Source organism: Pseudomonas sp. NIBRBAC000502773, from assembly GCF_006517195.1.
Lineage (GTDB): Bacteria > Pseudomonadota > Gammaproteobacteria > Pseudomonadales > Pseudomonadaceae > Aquipseudomonas > Aquipseudomonas marginalis.
This window is the reverse complement of sequence record NZ_CP041189.1, coordinates 5,622,251-5,640,011: the sequence shown is the minus strand read 5'-3', so window position 1 is coordinate 5,640,011 and position 17,761 is coordinate 5,622,251. Positions and strand designations below refer to the sequence as shown.

At 58.4% G+C, this 17,761-nt stretch carries 16 protein-coding genes and 1 pseudogene; 6 read left to right on the top strand and 11 right to left on the bottom strand.

All coding sequences use genetic code 11. The features are described 5' to 3' along the window. Nucleotides 1-34 precede the first annotated feature (34 nt). Genes gspD through gspG form a run of 5 tightly spaced genes read right to left on the bottom strand, consistent with a single transcriptional unit; the run spans nt 35 to nt 5,381 of the window. Complete coding sequence (gspD, locus tag NIBR502773_RS26215; protein ID WP_141157305.1) at nt 35-2,365, bottom strand: type II secretion system secretin GspD; 2,331 nt, start codon at nt 2,363-2,365, stop codon at nt 35-37. Further along, nucleotides 2,362-2,871, bottom strand: a complete 510-nt coding sequence (gspM, locus tag NIBR502773_RS26210; RefSeq protein ID WP_141157304.1) for a type II secretion system protein GspM — start codon at nt 2,869-2,871, stop codon at nt 2,362-2,364. Before gspM ends, gspD begins: the two co-directional genes overlap by 4 nt. After that, complete coding sequence (gspL, locus tag NIBR502773_RS26205; protein WP_141157303.1) at nt 2,864-4,003, bottom strand: type II secretion system protein GspL; 1,140 nt, start codon at nt 4,001-4,003, stop codon at nt 2,864-2,866. Before gspL ends, gspM begins: the two co-directional genes overlap by 8 nt. Next, on the bottom strand, nt 4,000-4,923 hold the full coding sequence (gene gspK / locus NIBR502773_RS26200; RefSeq protein WP_065939615.1) for a type II secretion system minor pseudopilin GspK: 924 nt from the start codon (nt 4,921-4,923) through the stop codon (nt 4,000-4,002). Before gspK ends, gspL begins: the two co-directional genes overlap by 4 nt. 8 nt (nt 4,924-4,931) lie before the next feature. After that, nucleotides 4,932-5,381 (bottom strand): type II secretion system major pseudopilin GspG, encoded by a 450-nt coding sequence (gene gspG, locus NIBR502773_RS26195; RefSeq protein ID WP_027603442.1) that lies wholly within the window; start codon nt 5,379-5,381, stop codon nt 4,932-4,934. Nucleotides 5,382-5,518: 137 nt separating this feature from the next. Here gspG and gspI point away from each other — a divergent pair, with 137 nt between their 5' ends. Then, nucleotides 5,519-5,905, top strand: coding sequence for a type II secretion system minor pseudopilin GspI (gene gspI / locus NIBR502773_RS26190; RefSeq protein WP_141157302.1), 387 nt, complete (start codon nt 5,519-5,521; stop codon nt 5,903-5,905). A gap of 4 nt (nt 5,906-5,909) precedes the next feature. Here gspI and NIBR502773_RS26185 read toward each other — a convergent pair whose 3' ends face one another. Continuing rightward, on the bottom strand, nt 5,910-6,341 hold the full coding sequence (locus NIBR502773_RS26185; protein ID WP_115487997.1) for a type II secretion system protein N: 432 nt from the start codon (nt 6,339-6,341) through the stop codon (nt 5,910-5,912). A 68-nt stretch (nt 6,342-6,409) separates the two neighbouring features. On the opposite strand from NIBR502773_RS26185, the gene gspH reads away from it, so the two are divergent. Both gspH and gspJ read left to right on the top strand, forming a co-directional pair. After that, nucleotides 6,410-6,871, top strand: a complete 462-nt coding sequence (gene gspH, locus NIBR502773_RS26180) for a type II secretion system minor pseudopilin GspH (protein WP_092488366.1) — start codon at nt 6,410-6,412, stop codon at nt 6,869-6,871. After that, nucleotides 6,868-7,473, top strand: a complete 606-nt coding sequence (gspJ, locus tag NIBR502773_RS26175; RefSeq protein WP_115487995.1) for a type II secretion system minor pseudopilin GspJ — start codon at nt 6,868-6,870, stop codon at nt 7,471-7,473. Before gspH ends, gspJ begins: the two co-directional genes overlap by 4 nt. A 63-nt stretch (nt 7,474-7,536) precedes the next feature. Here gspJ and NIBR502773_RS26170 read toward each other — a convergent pair whose 3' ends face one another. Together NIBR502773_RS26170 and NIBR502773_RS26165 are read right to left on the bottom strand one after the other, a co-directional pair. After that, nucleotides 7,537-8,310, bottom strand: a complete 774-nt coding sequence (locus tag NIBR502773_RS26170; RefSeq protein ID WP_257228074.1) for a YkgJ family cysteine cluster protein — start codon at nt 8,308-8,310, stop codon at nt 7,537-7,539. Nucleotides 8,311-8,554: 244 nt separating this feature from the next. Beyond that, nucleotides 8,555-9,673 carry an NADH:flavin oxidoreductase gene (locus tag NIBR502773_RS26165; RefSeq protein ID WP_115487994.1) on the bottom strand — a complete coding sequence of 373 codons (1,119 nt, stop codon included), beginning with the start codon at nt 9,671-9,673 and terminating at the stop codon, nt 8,555-8,557. A 102-nt stretch (nt 9,674-9,775) separates the two neighbouring features. Between NIBR502773_RS26165 and NIBR502773_RS26160 the strand changes: the two genes are divergently transcribed. Both NIBR502773_RS26160 and NIBR502773_RS26155 read left to right on the top strand, forming a co-directional pair. Then, nucleotides 9,776-10,159 carry a helix-turn-helix domain-containing protein gene (locus NIBR502773_RS26160; RefSeq protein WP_065939609.1) on the top strand — a complete coding sequence of 128 codons (384 nt, stop codon included), beginning with the start codon at nt 9,776-9,778 and terminating at the stop codon, nt 10,157-10,159. A gap of 254 nt (nt 10,160-10,413) precedes the next feature. After that, nucleotides 10,414-11,840: pseudogene (locus tag NIBR502773_RS26155) on the top strand (aldehyde dehydrogenase family protein). A 321-nt stretch (nt 11,841-12,161) separates the two neighbouring features. Here NIBR502773_RS26155 and NIBR502773_RS26150 read toward each other — a convergent pair. Continuing rightward, nucleotides 12,162-14,294: a TonB-dependent siderophore receptor gene (locus NIBR502773_RS26150; RefSeq protein ID WP_257228073.1), complete on the bottom strand. Its 2,133-nt coding sequence runs from the start codon at nt 14,292-14,294 to the stop codon at nt 12,162-12,164. Nucleotides 14,295-14,679: 385 nt separating this feature from the next. Continuing rightward, entirely contained in the window at nt 14,680-15,546 is an 867-nt protein-coding gene (locus NIBR502773_RS26145) for a helix-turn-helix transcriptional regulator (protein ID WP_141157876.1), read from the bottom strand. Nucleotides 15,547-15,698: 152 nt separating this feature from the next. On the opposite strand from NIBR502773_RS26145, the gene NIBR502773_RS26140 reads away from it, so the two are divergent. Then, a complete protein-coding gene (locus NIBR502773_RS26140) occupies nt 15,699-16,106 on the top strand; it encodes a hypothetical protein (protein WP_115487991.1) in 408 nt (135 codons plus the stop codon). 212 nt (nt 16,107-16,318) lie between these two features. On the opposite strand, the gene NIBR502773_RS26135 is transcribed toward NIBR502773_RS26140, so the two are convergent. After that, nucleotides 16,319-17,614: an OprD family porin gene (locus NIBR502773_RS26135; protein WP_115487990.1), complete on the bottom strand. Its 1,296-nt coding sequence runs from the start codon at nt 17,612-17,614 to the stop codon at nt 16,319-16,321. Nucleotides 17,615-17,761: the final 147 nt, after the last annotated feature.

Genomic DNA, 17,761 nt, shown 5'->3' with positions numbered 1-17,761 from the left:
CAGGAATACACATTTGGTCCTGCGTAGAGCAGGCTCACGGTCGTGCACCTACAGGCACCGCGCGAATCACCGCCCTCGGCCCCTGCTGCTGCCCGCCCGGAATCCCCTTCTCCACCACCGGCAACTGCGGCGCCTGCACATCCGGCATCGCCCAGCTGTGTTCCGGCTGGGAATGGCCCTGGGCACGGCGCATGTAGTCATAGCGGTTCAGGGTGATCGCGCGCCCGGCACCACTGTCGCGGATGATATACGGGCGCAGGAACACCATCAGGTTGGTCTTGGTGACCGCCCGGCGTTCATTGCGAAACAGCACACCCAGCCCCGGAATGCTCGACAGCCACGGCACGGCTTCATTGCTCTGGCTGTAACCGTCCTGGAGCAGGCCGCCGAGGACCATGATCTGCCCGTCGTCGAGCAAGATACTGGTGTCGATCGCGCGCTTGTTGGTGACGATGCCGGCCGACGCGGCGCTGCTGGACGCGCGCTCATCGATACTGCTCACTTCCTGGTAAATATCGAGTTTGACCGTGCCACCCTCGGAGATTTGTGGGCGCACATTCAGCTTCAAGCCGACCTCCTCACGGGTGACCGTCTGGAACGGATTATTGCTGGTACCGCCGCCACCGGTCACGTAGCTGCCACTGACAAACGGGATAGTCTGGCCAACAAAAATACTGGCCGCCTCGTTATCCAGGGTCAGCAGGTTCGGCGTCGACAGGACGTTGCTGCCGCCTTTGCTTTTAAGCGCGCGGGCCAACACCTTGAGGTCCATGACCTTGCCAATGCCGGGCACATCCACGGTACCGTTGATAAAGCCGAGGCTGAGCCCGCCAGGCAGCACGTCAACGCTGGTCTTGCCATTCAGGTTGAACCCCGCGCCGCCCAAGTTAGTCCCGCCAATCACGCCTTTGCCGGCCAGGTCGCCGCTCTGCCACTGCACGCCGAACTCATTGGCATCGTCCTCGCCGACTTCAACGATAAGGCTTTCAATCACCACTTGGGCGCGGCGCTGGTCGAGCATGTCGATGACTTCACGCAGGTTGCGGTACAGCGGCTCCGGGGCAGAAATCAGCAAGGTGTTGGTGGTCGAGTCGGCCTGGAGGGTCACGCCACCGGCGGTGAAGGCGACGTTTTGCTCATTCGTTTGCCCGCCGGGCTGGCTGCTCGAGCTGCCGGTCGTCTGCGCCGACTCATTGGCGCTGGTGGTACTGCCTTGGCCACTGCCCTGCCCGGTCTGGCTGCCGGAGATATTGGCACCCATTGTGCTGAGCACCGACCGTGCATTGTCACCGCCGCCGCTGTCGCTTTCACCGGTCAGCAAACCGCGTAACGACTGCGCCAGTTTCGCGGCCTGGGCGTTGCGCAAGTACACCACGTGCAAATTGCTTGGGTTGGCTTGGGCGTTATCCAGCTTGTAGATCAGGTTACGCGCCAACTCGGTTCGCTCCGGGCTGCCGGCACGAATCACGATCGCGTTGGAGCGCGGGTCGCCCACCACCGTGATTTTCTGCGTCAGATCGCTGCCCGGCTGCTCCAGCAGTTGCGAGACCATCTCGGCGATATCCACGGCGATCCCGTTTTGAACCTGCACCACGTCGGTGTCGATGGCGCTCGGTGTGTCGATGCCGTCGATAAGCTGCGCCACCCGCGCCAGGTTCTCGGCGTAGTCGGTGACAACAATGGTGTTGTTGCCCGGGTAGGCGTTGATCGGGTTGTTTGGCGAAACGATCGGGCGCAGCACCGGGATCAGATTCACCGCGTTTTCGTATTGCAGGCGGAAGGTGCGCGTGAGCATGCCGCTGCCGCCCGGCTTGTCGGCACTGTAGATCGGCCCGCCGAGCAGCTTGGCATCGGCCTCGGGCACCACGTGCGCGATACCGCCCACATCCACCACGCTGAAGCCCTGCATGCGCAGTGCCGCCAGCAGCATGTCGTAGGCCTGATGCGCCGGCACCTGCCCTTCGGAAACCAGCGTGAGGGAACCCTTGACGCGCGGGTCGACCAGGAACTGCTGCCCCGTCGCACGGGACAACGCCCGCACCACGGCTTGAATGTCGGCCTCGACGAAATTCAGCGTGACCGGTTGATCGCCCAAGGGTTTGTTCGGCGCCACGCCGCTGTGACCGGCACCGCCGCCACGTCCGGGGTTGGTAACCTTGTGCAAGGGCCGCGACTGCCGTTCGATTTGCACTTGCGCACGCTGCCGGTCTACCAGGGCATCGCCGCTGCGCTGGGTGGTGGCCAGGGGCAGGCCGAGCTCACTGTCCTGGGGTAAATCCGCCGTGGGCTGCGCGCTGCACGCCCCCAGTGCGAGCAACAGAAACGGCGCAGCCGTGCGTACATAATGGGAACCTGACCACTTCATGATGCTTCCTTAGCGCCGTGCATCCGATCCATACGGACGGTTCCTGTGAGAGTGCCTGCCGTGTTGTCGGCCGAGGCTTCGCTGGCGCGTTGCAAACGGGCCTCCACCACGTCCAGCGAAAATTGCCTTGGGTCACTCAATAACCAGCCGAGCACCGCATCGGCGGGGGCCGCGTCGAGTGTCAGTTGCCAGGACGCATCCTGGGCCTGTAACCGGTAGTGCCCCGCCAGTCCGGCAGCGTCGAGGGATTGCCGCAAGGAGTGTTCAAGGTCCAGCCCGACAGGCGTGGTGACCTCGCGAAGCAACAGCGCCAGTGCCTGGCTCTGGGCGCGCAGCTTCGGGGTTTCGGCTTGCCAATAGTCAATGCTCTTGAGCGCCGGCTGGATCAGCGACAGCCAGACCAACAGGCTGGCGAGAAACACCGCCGCGCCGCTGAGCATGGTTTTTTCCCGCGGGGCCAACGCTTTCCAGCGCCCTTTGAAGGCCATCAGCCGCGGATTATTCATCGTCGTTTTCCACGCTGGAATCACCCTCTCCCGACGCGGGTTCGGCCATCGCACTCAGCGTCCAGATGCGCTCGTTGCGATGGGCGGAAAGTCCCGCCTGGCTCAGCGCAGCCTGTACAGCGCCGTCGGCAGCGGGAGTGGCTTCGGCGGTCATCTGCAGCTGCAACTGGCGCTCGCTGAAGGTCAGCTGCTGGACGCTGCCAGCCATGAACGGCAGCGCCATGGCGGCTTGCTGCACCAGGTAAGCAAAGTCGTGATTGAGCTGCGCGGGCCCGCCCCCTTGCCGGATCGCCAACTGCTGGCGAGCCTGTTGCAGAGGGTTGAGAATCACCGGCAGCTCGGGAAATGCGTGCTTCACGCGCTGGCTCATCTGCTGCTTGAGCTGCTGCCCTTGCGCAACTTCGCGGGCGGCGTAAAGGTTGAGCCCGGCCACCCAGACACCCACGGCCAACGCACAACAGCCCAACGCCCGCCCCCAACCGGCCGCCGGTGCAGTGCGCCGGCCGACCCCGGCGTGCAATCCCCAGCCAGGGGCAGCGCCGTTCCAGCGCTGGTGGTCCACGGGCCACAGCACACTTTCGCCGCTGGCGGCGAGCGCTTCCAGGCGGTCCTCAACCAACGGTTCCACCGTCCCATGGGCGAGGGTGAAACGCAGCAGCAACTGGCCCTCTACCACACATCCATTGACCTGCCCGGCCGCTGGCACGGCTAAGCGGTAAGGCGCCGGATACAGGCCGCCCAGCTTCAATCCGTGCAGGCCAAGCAACTGACCGAGGCGATCCAGTACAGCCTTGGGCAGCCAGCTCAGGTGCACCTGTCCATCGGTATCGCGAGCGCTGTGCGCCACATGCATCTGCTCGCTGGGCCCCAGGATCAACGCCTGCGCAGCGCAGGTAACGGCCGCATCGATACGGGACGCTGACAGCGGCGGTAGCTCGATGCGAGTAAGTACCGTGTCCATGGGGTGAAGGAAACACTCGACGGCCTGAGACTTGGCCTGTTGTCCCAGCTGGCCAAGGGTGCTGATGCCGGTATGGCTGACGCGCCCCTTGCGGTCCAGTTGCGCGAACTCAAGCTCGGTGTCCGACGTCAAGGACTCCAGCGGCGGCAAGGCAAGGCGCAGGCGCGTCATACGCCCAGCCTCGACCAGATCACCCTGGGCATTGCGTCTTCCGGACGATGCAGCAGCGCAGCCAGGTGCACACGGCGCTGGTTGCGACGGGCCTGCCCCTGGAGCAGGAACCACTCACTGGTGATCCCGACGTTGAGGTGATCCACGTTCAAGTTGGGCAATCGCGCACGGTTAACGAAGTCGCCGCGATTGATAAACCACTGGCCGCGATCGCGCTCGGCGACCAACGCCTTGGCCTGCGCCCAGGACAAACCCGGCACCACCGCGGCCAGCACCTCGGCGCTGGCCGTATTGCCGTTGACCCAGGTGTTGACCGGAAGAATGCTGACGTAACGCTCGAGCCGCGCCAGGACCCGCTCATTGAGGCCTTCGATACCGCGTAATTGATCAAGACTGCGCAGCATCGGCTGGGTGGCGGGTAATGGCGGGGGCGGCTGCCCCACTGTTGAGGCAACCGGCCTATGTGGGTAGGCCGCAATCACGCGTTGGCTGATGCGCTGCGCCAGGCGGGCCTCGACACCGATCATCTCGCACAACCGCTCAAAGCTGCGCATCTGCCCGAGATCAACAGACTCTTGGGCGATTAGATTGCGCAGGTTGAACTTGCCTTGCAGGTCCTCAAGGCGGCCTTCGAATTCGCCGTCCTGAGCGGTGTTGATCGGCCGGGCCCATGGCTGGTCAAGCCGCGTCAGCACATCCTGCTCGCGGGCGTCCCGGAGCAATCGTCGGCTGACTTCCAGGCCGCCCAGCAGTGAGGCACTGCCCTGCACTCGCGCCTGCTCGGCCTCAAGTGAACGGGTAAAAACGCTCTGGCGGGTGAGCATGCCGGCGGCGAGCACGGCGACCACTGCCGCGATCAGCATCGCGCTGATAATCGCCATGCCGCGCTGTTTCGCCCCTGTGGGCGAGTGTGATTTCATGGCCGCGCTTAGAGCTGCCAGGATCCGATATCGGCATTCACACCGTCGCCATCAGGCTGTCCGTCGGCGCCGAGGGAGAAGATGTCGACTTCGCCGTTCGCGCCGGGATTCAAGTAATGGTAAGGACGGCCCCAGGGGTCGTTGGGCAGGCGCTCCAGATAAGAACGCCAGTTGGTATTTTTTGCATCTGCCGGGCGCTCGACCAGTACCTTGAGGCCCTGGTTCATGTTGGGATAGGTACCGTGGTCGAGGCGATAAAGCTTGAGCGCCTGCATCAGGCCGGCGACGTCCTGCTTGGCCGCAATCGCCCTGGCCTGGTCCGGACGGTCCAGCACTTTAGGCACGACAATCGCCGCCAGAATGCCGAGGATGACCACCACCACCATGATCTCGATCAGCGTGAACCCTTGCTGAGCGTGGCGGGCGCGAGGCCCATATTTGATGCGCGCGAAATCCATATCCACCATCCTTGGCTCGATCCTAATTCGGCGCGCAGTGTAACAAAACTAACTATCTGGATAGCAAAAATAATTGGCCGCTGCCCGCGGCTCTCTGAGTGCTACTCTACGGCGTGTTTTTACGCCAAGAGTGACCCATGGAGCTGTCGCGCAAGGAGCAGGGTTTTACATTGATCGAGGTGCTCGTGGCCTTGGCGATCATTGCCGTGGCGATGGCGGCGGCGGTCCGCGTTGCAGGCTTGATGACCCAGAGCAATGGGTTGCTGCGCGACCGCTCGATGGCGCTGTTGTCGGCCCAGGGCAGGCTCGCCGAACTGCGCCTGGAGGGACGCCTGCCCAAAGGGCACAAAGCGTTTGACTGTGATCAGGGCCGCTTGCTGTTGCGTTGCGAACAGAGCATCGCACCGAGCGCCGATGGACGCCTGATGCGCGTCACCCTGCAGGTGTCGGAGCGCAAGCGCGAGGCGCCACCGTTGGCGCGGGTGGAAACGCTGCTCAACCCGCCGAAGACAACGCCCCAATGAGCGTTCAGGGTCGGGTCAAGCGCGGTAGCACCACCGAGTCCGGCAGCGTGCTGACCTTGATGCGGGTGTGCTGCGTGCCACGCTCAATCACCACCGCATCGCCCTCGATCGCGGCCAGGCGCACACCCTGGGCCAATGACTCGCCCACCCGAAAACTGCGCGGCGGCCCCTCGTTCAGGCTCAGGATCGCCACCGCCCCGCGCGCGCCCGCCATCAGGCCGGAGACCTTGATGTCCACCACCGCCGGCTGGTTGGAAAACCACTGCAACGCAGGGGTATCCGGGCGAGCAGCCAAAACCGGCGGCTCGACCGGCGGCACCTGGGACTCGGCCGATGTCAGCAACACGGAAGACCAGACCACCACACCCGCGAGCGCCGTGGCCAATGCCACTGCCTGCACCACTCGCGGCGCGGTCAAACGAAAAATAGCGACCAAGACAAAACCTCCTTGTTGTCCTGCCGGGCAGTCTACAGGAGAGACCCACGACGAAGGAGCGTTGTGTCATGACCAAGGCCAATCAACAAGGCTTCACCCTGATCGAATTAATGGTGGTGCTGGTGATCATCGGCATCGCCTCAGCGGCGATCAGCCTGAGCATCAAACCCGACCCGTTGCAATTGCTGCGCAAGGATGCCAACCGCGTGGTCCAGATGCTGCAGATCGCCCAGGCCGAAGCCCGGGCCGACGGCCGCCCCATCACGTGGCGGGCCGACACTAAAGGGTTTCGCTTCAGTCGGCGCCACGAGTCTGGCCAGGGCTGGGATCACTTCATGAGCGACTCGCAACTGCGTCCCCGTGCCTGGGAAACCCCCTCGATGAGCGTGCGGGTAACCCCCAGGCAACCGGTGGTACTGAATGCCGAATGGTTCGCCTCGCCCTTGCAACTGCAGCTTTCGGATGGCCAGCACCGCCTCGACATTCAACGCACGGCGACCGGCCAGATACGCGTGGCAAATGCACCATGAAAACTCACCAGCGCGGCTTTACCCTCATCGAAGTCATGGTAGCGATCATGCTGATGGCCATTGTCAGCCTGATTGCCTGGCGCGGCCTCGACAGCGTGAGCCGTGCCGACAGCCATCTGCAGGCCAGCACCGAGCAAACCGAGGCGTTGTTGCGCACACTCAACCAGCTGGACCGCGACCTGGCCCTGCGCGCCAGCGTTGAACTGAGAACGCCAGCCTTGAACGATGACGAACAGCCCGACGGGCTCGCCGCAATCAGCGTTCGCAGCTCCGACCAGCATGATTTTCAACTGAACGTGATTCGTAATGCAGCCCTTCCCGAAAACGGTCTGCAACGGGTGCGCTGGTGGCTGGAGGGTGACACGCTGTACCGCGCCACATCAGCGGCCAGTGATCGATACCCGTTGCCTGCGCCCAAAAAAGCAGTGGCCGTCTTATCCGGTGTCAGCGACCTGCAAGTGCGCATCTGGGAACCGGGCCAGGGCTGGCGTCAGCTGGCCGGCAACCGTAAAGCCGATCCCATCGGCCTGGAAATCAACCTGACCCGCCAGACGCCGCAGGGGGAAGAACGCTATCGGCAAGTGGTGGGGCCGCTGCAATAAGCGAGTCAGCGACGACCAAGGTATCCCCACACCCTGGAGCGGGCAAAGCACTGAGCTCTTCGATTAAAGCGAGTGAAAGATATATTCAGTCCGTGCACGAAGATCCAGTTCAACACCTGCCCCCTGCAGACGAGTGTGAAGGTCAGCGTCATCGACGCGGACTTTCCAGGACACATCGGCCGGTACATCGCCTCCCGCGCGAACGAGACTGATGGCCTGCTGCAATTGCACACGGTCGGTTAAGTAAACAGCCAGCGCGTTGCCTTTCCAAGCGGCAACACTTATCCCCAGTGCCGCGCAGACTGAAACTTTTGCCTTGGCATCGTCGCGGTCAGCCTGCCGGGAGCGTTGAATCTGATCCTCCAGGACAGGATCAACTACACGGTCGGACCATAGCACCTCTCCCGACTCCCAGACTTCCGGCGGGCAGACCTTTTCTTCGGGGCGCAGGGTCAGAAATGGATTGATTTCCATCGGATAGATTCGACACACCAGCGGTCGATCTTCATAGATCGTGCAGCGGTTATCCTCCCCTAGACTTGGACACTGGGTCAGTGCGTTACCCGCAAAAATGGCAATGACCTGAATACGTGCCTCTCCACTGGCCACATCGACCGCGCGTTGCACGCTGTGGTCGTAGTGCCCTGGCAACGGGAAGACTGACGTGTCGAAAGCTTCGAGTATGACTGCGACGTTACCGCCACGATTTAACCACTCCTCGGCCTCTTGAAGCGTCAGAGGGATAAGACGTTCTTTACAGCACGTTCCACACCCGTTGCAGGTAAACCGCGTGACGTTGTTTTTTATGGGCGTCACTGATTGGCTTATAGGTGTCATGATCAATCCTGTTTCTCGCTTCCAAACTTCCAGTAGAGGCGATGGTTAAAGAAACCAATGATATAGGCTGTATACCTGGTTTCAATCAGGCACTGAATCCCTACCAGGTATACTTGAACATCCCTTCCCATGACCGGTCGCCACCGCTTGACAGATCGCTCGGCATCATCAGTGGCGACGCCGTATCACCCGGACTCCGGGCCTCTACGACTCGCACGTAGATGCCCGGAATCCGGTCCAAGGCTTAAACCAATTCGGCTAAAGAGGCCGGATTGAAGCCCTTCAGATCTGCGTAATCGCCTTTTTCCACTTTGGCGACCCAATCCTTGTCACTCAGCAGAACACGCCCTACTGCGATCAGATCAAACTCTTCGCGCTCCATTCGCTCGACAAGCCGATCCAGGCTCGCAGGGGTCGATCCCTTGCCGGCGAATGCGTGAGTAACATCATTATCCAGCCCGACCGAACCGACGCTGATGGTCGTGGCGCCAGTGACTTTCTTCGCCCAGCCCGCGCAGTTCAGCCCGTTCTCACCATCAATTTCGGGGAACTCAGGGTCCCAGAAGCGTCGCTGCGAGCAATGCAGAACATCCACACCCGCTTCAACCAGCGGCAGCAGCCAGTCTTCCATCAGTGCAGGCGTCTCGGCGAGGCGCACCCCGAAGTCCTGCTGCTTCCATTGACTGACGCGCATGATGATGGGGAATTCGGGCCCGACCGCATGACGCACAGCAGACACGATCTCAGCGGCAAAACGGGAGCGCTCTTTGATCGTCGGTCCGCCATAACGATCGGTGCGCAGATTGGTGCCGGCCCAGAAGAACTGATCGATCAAATAACCATGCGCCCCATGGATCTCAACGGTGTCGAAACCCAGGCGCCTGGCATCCGCCGCCGCCTGGGCGAACGCAGCAACTGCGTCTGCAATATCCTCCTCGCTCATCGCCACACCGCGAGGGACGTTTGGCGAATCGAGGCCAGACGGGCTTTCAACCGGCGCATCAGGCTCCCAGCCGCTGACGTCACGCACTGCGCCGGTGTGCCAGAGTTGCGGCCCCATACGGCCCCCGGCAGCGTGAACAGAATCGATCACGTTCTTCCATCCGGCCAGCGCTGCTTCACCGTGAAAAAAAGGAATACCGGGACCGTTACGTGAAGCGGGACGATTAATGACGGTGCCTTCTGACAAAATCAATCCGACTCGACCCTCAGCCCGCCGCCGGTAGTAGGCAGCGCTACCTTCACCGGGGATGCCCTCTGGCGAAAATTGCCTGGTCATCGGCGACATGACAATCCGGTTTTTCAGTTCAAGCGAGCGGATGGAAAGAGGACGAAATAAAACGCTGGTATCTGGGCTTGACATTGGATGGACTCCATTTGCTTTTGGAAACCATATAAGTATATTTTGTAAACTAAATGTCAATTAGGCACCTAGAATCGCCTAGGTATACATGAGGAAACTTCGATGCTGGAATTAAAGCCGCAATGTTTTTCGTCGGAGTGCCCAAGCCGGGCGCTGTTCGACCAAATCGCAGACAAGTGGTCGATGATGGTTCTGGCGGTACTTGATGACGGGCCGCATCGCTTTAACGCCATCAAGCGTCGCCTCGAGGGCGTCACTCAGAAGGCCCTGACACAGTGCCTGCGACGACTGGAACGAAATGGTCTTGTCTCGCGCCAGGTCATCTCGTTTTCGCCCGTGGCAGTCCAGTATGAGATCACCCAACTGGGTCGAACACTGCAGCAGCCATTTCGCGAATTGCATAAATGGACGCTCGACAAATTGCCTGAGGTTGAAACGGCCCGGTTGAAGTTTGACGAGGCCGCGCAGGTAAGCCCGGCGGAGTGAATGCCTTCGCAGGTTTGCCCGCGGTATCCCTGAACCTACCAACGCTACTTTAAGTGCCTAATTGACTCCAGGTTTATCGCGTATACCTTGTAAGGGTCGCCCAAGATGGCCTCATTTCGATGCCTTGTTGCGACCTTTGATCAACGCCTCTCTGCGACTCTCGACGATTGGCCAAGCGCCTTCGATATCGACGCGGCAGCGCTGATCCCAACGGCCTGACCTGTTTTGGAAAGCCCACTATGACGAGGACTAAAATGCGCGAAAATCTTCAGTTTTACATCGATGGTTCGTGGGTGGAGCCCGCTGGCAATATCGTAATGGATGTCATTAATCCGGCTGACGAAACGGTTGCCGGCCAGGTTGCGCTCGGCGGTCCCCTCGATGTCGATAAAGCGGTCGCAGCGGCAAGAGCCGCCTTCCAGACGTTCTCGCAAATATCGGTTGAGGAGCGTCTTGCACTCTTTGATCGAATCATCGCGGCCTACCAGTTGCGCGCACAGGATCTTGCGACAGCAGTGTCCGATGAAATGGGCGCACCGCTATGGCTTGCCGAGCAATTGCAAGTCACGGCCGGCCTGGCCCACATTCAAATCGCTCGCGCCGCGATAGCCAAATACAGTTTCGAACACGAGATGGGCACCACTGAGATCGTACGCGAGCCGATTGGCGTTTGTGCGTTGATCACGCCATGGAATTGGCCGCTCAACCAGTTGACCTGCAAGGTGGCCGCAGCGTTGGCGACAGGCTGCGCGATGGTGGTGAAGCCTTCTGAAGTGTCGCCCTTCTCGGCGACGATCTTTACCGAAATCATGCATGATGCCGGTGTACCAGCCGGTGTTTTTAATCTGGTACATGGAGACGGCAAAGGTGTTGGCGACGCACTGACGGGCCATCCTGAAGTCGATCTCGTCTCGTTTACTGGATCCACCCCCGCCGGCATCCAGGTAGCGCGCAATGCTGCACTGACGGTGAAACGCGTACACCAGGAACTGGGTGGAAAGTCGCCGAACATTCTTTTGCCGAGTGCCGATTTTCCGTCAGCTGTGGCGGCGGGCGTGGCTCAAATGATGCTCAACAGCGGTCAATCATGTAATGCGCCGTCACGGATGCTTGTTCCATTTACACGAATGGATGAGGTCGCCGATCTCGCGCGCACGGCGGCAGCGCAGTGGGTTGTCGGACACCCGGCAAGTAACGCGAAAATGGGCCCGGTCGCCTCCGAGGCACAGTGGCGCAAGATCCAGAACCTGATCCAGGTCGGCATCGAAGAAGGTGCAACGCTGATAACAGGTGGTCTCGGCCGACCCGAAGGGCTCGACACCGGTTTCTATGTGCAGCCGACCGTCTTCTCCAACGTGACGAATGACATGACTATCGCCCGCGAGGAGATCTTCGGCCCGGTGCTTGTCATCATCGGTTATGCCGATGAAGCCGACGCCGTGGCGATCGCCAATGACACGGTCTTCGGCCTTGCCGCTTATGTTCAGGGCGAACATGCAGCCGCCGAGGCAGTGGCGCGTAAACTTCGGGCCGGACAAGTCACGCTCAATTATGCCGACATGGATTTGGCGGCCCCGTTCGGGGGTACAAACAGTCGGGTAACGGTCGTGAATGGGGAGAAGTTGCGTTCGGCGATTTTCTCGAAACCAAAGCGATCGTCGGCTTTCGCCGGGCGGTGTGACATGCCTGCTGCCGGCCATGCGGCCATGCGGCCATGCGGCCATGCGGCCATGGGCAGAGTAACCGTCAAACACCAACCAACCATGCCAGGACATTCGGTTACGCTTTATAAATCGGCACCTATGGCTTAGATGACGTAGCGGTATGATCACGTACCGCTACTCACCGTTATTGAGCACGGGGCAGACTTATCAGATGCCCAGGCGCGACTGCGGAAAAATCAAATCGTTTAAAAAGAATCGGCTTATAAAGACCACATGCCAGCTTTTTTACGGTGCGTCGTGCTTATCAATAGTGACAGTGCAGCAGTTAGCCGCGCGAGCTAAAGTTTATAGTTCACTGTCATCAGTGCATTACGCGGCGCCCCATAACTTACAGTGTCAAAGTCGCCTTTCTGCGTGGCATACTTCTTATCGAACACGTTGTTAACATTGATTGATACGTCCATGTTCCTTGTCAGCTCATAACGTGCCATCAGTGACGTCAATGCATAAGGATCCTGTTCAGCCACCCGTGTGCTGGTACTGCTGCTTAAGAAGCGACTTTGCCATCTTACGCCTCCACCCAACGTAAGCTTTTCAAACATCCCAGGCAATGTATACGTCGTGAACATCTGCGCGGTAGTACGGGGTACCTGTGCATTTAACCTGGCGTCGTCGCCATCTTTGGCCGTGAAAGCGGCAACGCCGGCGTAAATATTCCAGCGGGCAGCGACTTCACCCTGCATGTCAAACTCGATCCCACGGGATTTGGTGCCATCAACACCTTTGTAAGCCTGCGCACCGCTTGGTGTAAGAAGACTGCCATCCGGCTGTGCGGCATTGTCCAGTTCGGTATCAAACAATGCGACAGAAGCATTCAGTCGACCCTCCAGGTATTCAGCCTTGAGGCCAATCTCTTTCGTCTTGCCTTCAGTCGGCGTGAGGACGTTGCCGTTGCTATCTCGGAATGATGTCTGCGGATTGAATATGCCGGTATAACTGATATAGACAGAATATGTGCTATCGATGTCGTATATCAAACCTGCATAAGGCGTAAATTCATTACTCTTCTTATAACTGAACGACGTTCCGCCTACGGTTTCGTCGACCTCGTATCGGCTGAAGCGCCCGCCGATAATCAACTTCAATGGATCAGCCAGAGAAAATCTCGCCGTACTATAGAAACCACGCTGCTTAACCTCGGTATTGGTCGGTATCGATGTCATTGCATCAAAGTCAGGCTTGGGGAAGTGACTGCTCCAATCGTATATATTGCTGGGCGTGAACCCCGGAAAAAAAGGGCTGACATCGTCTTTATTCGAGGTATATCGAGAACTCATACCGCCCACTACCAAGTCATGTTGGCGCCCCATTAATTCAAAGGGACCGCTCGCCATCACATCAAAGGTGGTTTGACGACTTTTCCCTTCGCCGGCCAACGCAACCGGATAGGCGCCATTAGGGAAAGTGCCTAATCCCGTATCCTGGTCGGGTGTCCCAGAACTGCCCATTAGCTGGGTGTCATACTCAGTGCGGTACTGATTCATGACACCGTGGACTTTCCAGCCGTTATCGAACCGGTGCTCCAGTTCGGCAAAGGCGCTCTGCCGGGTACTGTCCCAGCGGTTCCAATCCGCTGCCACAGATTTAGATCGCGACCATTCTGCCTCTGAACCATTGCTGAACCATAGAGGAGTACCGCCCCAAGTCGGTCGCTTAGGGGAACTGTTCTGATAGTCGTACCCTATATCCAGGGTGGTGTCTTCGGTGAGATCTGCCTCAATGATTCCGTAGAACGCTTGCTTTTGTGTTTGATAACCATCGACATAGGAGTGCCCATCGTTATTGACCCCCACTACCCGTGCCCGGACACGACCGTCTGTTGTCAACGGTACGGAAATGTCCCCCATCTCTCGAAAACTGTCCCATGACCCCGCACTGATGGAGGTGGACGCCGAGAACCCTGGCGTCGGTCTCTTACGCACTAAGTTGATCGCGGCAGACGGATTGCCTGTGCCGGTAAGAAGTCCGTTAGCTCCGCGCACAACTTCGACACGATCGTAGAATGCTGTTTCCAGGTCGCTAATACCGCTGCCGTTTATGACGTCGCCGATGACAGCCGGTATGCCGTCGTACTGGATGTTATCGATCAGAAAGCCTCTGGAGTAAAAACTCGTGCGTTGGCTATCTGATTGGTATGACGAGATACCCGTGGTGTTCTCCAGCACCTCCTGAACTGAATCCAGCTTTTGATCGTCCATGCGTTGACGTGTCACCACTGAAATGGATTGCGGCGTCTCCCGAAGCGTCAACGGTAAGCGGGTCGCTGCTGTGGTCGGGCCGGTAGTGTAAAGCCCTGTCCCTTCCGTCGTAGTGGCATCGGGTATCCCTATGCCGCTTATCGTCACCGACGGCAGAATCATCTCGCCCGGTGAAAAGGTGCCGTCATCGGTTTCGGCAGTGTCCTGCGCCATCACACCACTTGAACTACCTAGAAACACCAGCAACGCTGCAGTAACGGGGTTTGCCACCCGCCGTTGAGGCACGCAAAAGCGTCTCTTACCGCAGTAAGTCAACGAACTCCACATCGGCCATTCCTTAATTGAGAAAAAACAGACAGCGGCTGACAGTTGAACAACGGATTTGAGGGAATGCCGACACATTCAACGGAATCAAGCCGGAAAATAGAAATGACAGATCACTTTCAATTGGAACTGATAGTCATTCGTTGTTGCGCAATCTAGCAATAAGCACCTATTGCCAGGTATCGAGATGTGGCCAGATTATTTTTCAGTTCAGCCAATGTTCGCGACGGAACTTTTCTCGCCAGAATTGATGATTCTCAAGTGAGATCGCTGACTAGCCGAGGTTTGGATCTTCAGGGAGCAGGATTGAAGGCATCGGCAATGATTCACCTGCAATCAGAGCACTGGGTGAGCGGGCGGAGAGATACTGCAACGGCGGCTTACCCACTGTTTTACGGAACATAGTGATGAAGCCGCTGGCTCCCTCATATCCGAGGTCCGATGCAACCGTTTGAACGCTCTCTCCTTTAATCAAACGTTGCAGTGACAGAATCACATGCAGCTGCCGACGCCAACGCCCGAAACTCATCCCGACCTCCTGCAGTAAAAGCCGACTCATACTGCGTTCACTCATACCGATGCGAGTAGCCCAGTCGTGTACCGAAATCTTAACCCCAGGGTCGGCCAGGAGCAGGTCAGCGAGCCTGCGCAGACGCTTGTCGCGAGGCATTGGTAAATGCAGGTCCTGCACAGGGGCAGCCGTCAACTCGTCCAACAACGTTGCGATTAGCCTGTCTTCGCGCCCGGCATTCACGGTGTCTTCCGAGAAACCCGCCGCCTTCAGCAGCAACTCACGCAAGAGCGGCGATACACCAATCGTGCAGCAGCCTCGCGGAAGATCCGGGGCCGCATCAGGTTCAACGAACAGACAATAACATTCCGTTTCTCCTGAGCCCCGTGTTGCGTGTGGCAAACCACCGGGTATCCATACGGCACATTGCGGTGGGACAATCCAGACTCCATTTTCTATTTCGCAATTGAGAACGCCGCGCACGGAATAGAGCAATTGCGCTTTACGATGTTGGTGGCGGGCTTGCTCCCAGTCCTTGCTAACCATCGAAGCGCCGAGCGCAACGACGGGCCGCGAAATGCCATCGACATCCCATTTGGGCACCGTGTTTCTATCAGCCGTGTCCGCCATCGCAGATGCATGCCCTTCTTTAAGCCATGAACAATCTGGCTGATTCAAACAATATTGTGGCCAGCCTGTGCAATTACGCCGGTCCGTTTCCAGCGTATCCTGAAAATGCAGGACATTACAGAGGCTTGGCAACTCATCGAAGGAGCACCAAAATGCGTTTCGATACCACCCAATTTCCGCTCGTCTGGTTGCAAAAAAGTGCACCGGGGGTTAGTCGGGAAGAGTCATTCGCAGCGTTCGAAGCTTTGCTTTCTCGCAATGAGCCCTTCGTGCTCATCAGCAACGAAGGGCTGGATAAGGAGCAACAGGAACACTCACCCGATGAAATGAAACAGATGGCTTTGTGGATGAAACGCCACAAAAGCGAGCTCAAGAAGTATGTCAAAGCATCGATTCAAATCGAGTCGAGTATTACCAAACGCCTGGCAGGCAAAGCTTTCGCAGTGGTGTATGAAAAATTTTGGGGCTATCCCATGTTCATGACAGCGACTGAAGATGAGGCCTTGGCACTGGCGCACAAATCATTGAGCCTTCAGTTCTTGGAAACCAGAGAGTTGTAAAGTGGAAAGGACGCTGGCCCCATGCAAGCTATCTAAGAGTTAAACACTCTGCGGCCGAAATCATTCGCTGATCAGGCGGGAGTGGGGCCTGATCAAATCGTTCTATCATCTGGAACCAGGTACTTGGCAATCAAGCAATCACTTGCGCCAGGAAAAAGTAGCGGCGCACCCGAACGCCGCCTACTTATCAAAGAGTGCGATCGAAAGAGACGTTACAGTAGGGAGAGGGGGTAATTAATAAAAATCCGGTTTTCATCAAACTCATTGGTGCTGAAGTCCCTGCGAACACTCGAATTGCGCCATCTAACGCTGAGATTTTTCAGTGCGCCGGACTGCACCACGTAGGCCAGTTCCGACTCTCGGCCCCATTCTTTGCCATCTGTGATCGAACCTGTGTGGACATTATCACCGCTGATATATCGGTTCATTAATGTCAGGCCCGGGACACCGAGCACAGCGAAGTTAAAGTCATGGCGTAGCTGCCAGGAGCGCTCCTGAGCGTTATCAAAACTGGCGTTATAGCTGTCGTTGGCCAATGTTCCGCCACTGGTGCCGTTGACCCGCATCCAGGCGCTGTCGCCGGTGAGTTTTTGCAGGCCGACGTAGAAGGTGTTGCCGCCGTATCTGGCCGAGAGCAAGGCAAAGGTGGTCTTGTTGTCAAGGTCGCCGGCCAGGGCGCGGCCGTCTTCCTTGCCGTTGAAGAAGCCCAGGTTGGCGCCCAGGGTCCAGTCGCCCGCGGGCTGGCTGTGGCTGAGATTGACGTACTGTTGCTGGTAGATGTCGGTGAGCTCGGCGTACCACACGCCAACCTGGGTGCGCTTGTCGTTGAAGGTGTATTCGCCGCCGCCGAAGTTGAAGCGGTCGGAGGTGAACGCGGCTTTGCCGTTCATGAACATGTCTTCCATGCTCGCGTCGTTGCGTGGGCTGTTGCTACGAAATTGGCCGCCATAGAGTGTCAGGCCGGCGATCTCGTTGGAGGTCACCTGGCCGCCACGAAACGTCTGTGGCAGAGAACGACCATCGTCAGAACGCAGGATCGGCAACACCGGCATCCATTCGCCCACCTTCAATTCAGTCTTCGACAGCTTGGCTTTCAGCGCTACGCCCAGACGCCCAAAGTTATCGGCGGGACGGCCGTCGTCGTGGATCGGCAACAGTTGGGTACCGCCGGTGCCTTTGCCACCATCAAGCTTTTGGGAATAAAGACCTAATACATCGACACCGAATCCTATTGGCCCAGCGGTATAACCGGAACGAGCGTCAAGGATGAAGCTCTGTGTCCACTCTTCGGCTTTGTTCTGTGGAGCGGCGCTGTTGGGATAGGCCGGATTGATGAAATTGCGATTGATGTAAGCGTTGCGCAAGTTGAGGGTGGCGGTAGCGCCATCGACAAAGCCGCTATTTTGATCGGCCTGAACAGCGGCTGACGTACCCGCGCAGAACGCAAGCGTCACAGTAATCAGGGATTGATGTGCAGGCACGCTGCGGAAAATAACAGGGTAGCGCATGATGTTTTCTCACGATGAGTTATTATTTTTGTTGTTGCGATTTCTAGCGTGTCATTCAATTTGTGCACAGGCAGCTCGAATAACTAACTACCCAGTGACTGCGCAGCTCCCTTATTTATCTTGTGATAATCCTTTATTGAGTAACTT

What these genes read in the sequence shown, in the direction of transcription:
- gspD (WP_141157305.1), bottom strand. Translation starts at nt 2,365, where the DNA reads ATGAAGTGGTCAGGTTCCCATTATGTACGCACGGCTGCGCCGTTTCTG.
- gspM (WP_141157304.1), bottom strand. Translation starts at nt 2,871, where the DNA reads ATGAATAATCCGCGGCTGATGGCCTTCAAAGGGCGCTGGAAAGCGTTG.
- gspL (WP_141157303.1), bottom strand. Translation starts at nt 4,003, where the DNA reads ATGACGCGCCTGCGCCTTGCCTTGCCGCCGCTGGAGTCCTTGACGTCG.
- gspK (WP_065939615.1), bottom strand. Translation starts at nt 4,923, where the DNA reads ATGAAATCACACTCGCCCACAGGGGCGAAACAGCGCGGCATGGCGATT.
- gspG (WP_027603442.1), bottom strand. Translation starts at nt 5,381, where the DNA reads ATGGATTTCGCGCGCATCAAATATGGGCCTCGCGCCCGCCACGCTCAG.
- gspI (WP_141157302.1), top strand. Translation starts at nt 5,519, where the DNA reads ATGGAGCTGTCGCGCAAGGAGCAGGGTTTTACATTGATCGAGGTGCTC.
- gspH (WP_092488366.1), top strand. Translation starts at nt 6,410, where the DNA reads ATGACCAAGGCCAATCAACAAGGCTTCACCCTGATCGAATTAATGGTG.
- gspJ (WP_115487995.1), top strand. Translation starts at nt 6,868, where the DNA reads ATGAAAACTCACCAGCGCGGCTTTACCCTCATCGAAGTCATGGTAGCG.
- NIBR502773_RS26170 (WP_257228074.1), bottom strand. Translation starts at nt 8,310, where the DNA reads ATGACACCTATAAGCCAATCAGTGACGCCCATAAAAAACAACGTCACG.
- NIBR502773_RS26165 (WP_115487994.1), bottom strand. Translation starts at nt 9,673, where the DNA reads ATGTCAAGCCCAGATACCAGCGTTTTATTTCGTCCTCTTTCCATCCGC.
- NIBR502773_RS26160 (WP_065939609.1), top strand. Translation starts at nt 9,776, where the DNA reads ATGCTGGAATTAAAGCCGCAATGTTTTTCGTCGGAGTGCCCAAGCCGG.
- NIBR502773_RS26150 (WP_257228073.1), bottom strand. Translation starts at nt 14,294, where the DNA reads ATGGCGCAGGACACTGCCGAAACCGATGACGGCACCTTTTCACCGGGC.
- NIBR502773_RS26145 (WP_141157876.1), bottom strand. Translation starts at nt 15,546, where the DNA reads ATGGCGGACACGGCTGATAGAAACACGGTGCCCAAATGGGATGTCGAT.
- NIBR502773_RS26140 (WP_115487991.1), top strand. Translation starts at nt 15,699, where the DNA reads ATGCGTTTCGATACCACCCAATTTCCGCTCGTCTGGTTGCAAAAAAGT.
- NIBR502773_RS26135 (WP_115487990.1), bottom strand. Translation starts at nt 17,614, where the DNA reads ATGCGCTACCCTGTTATTTTCCGCAGCGTGCCTGCACATCAATCCCTG.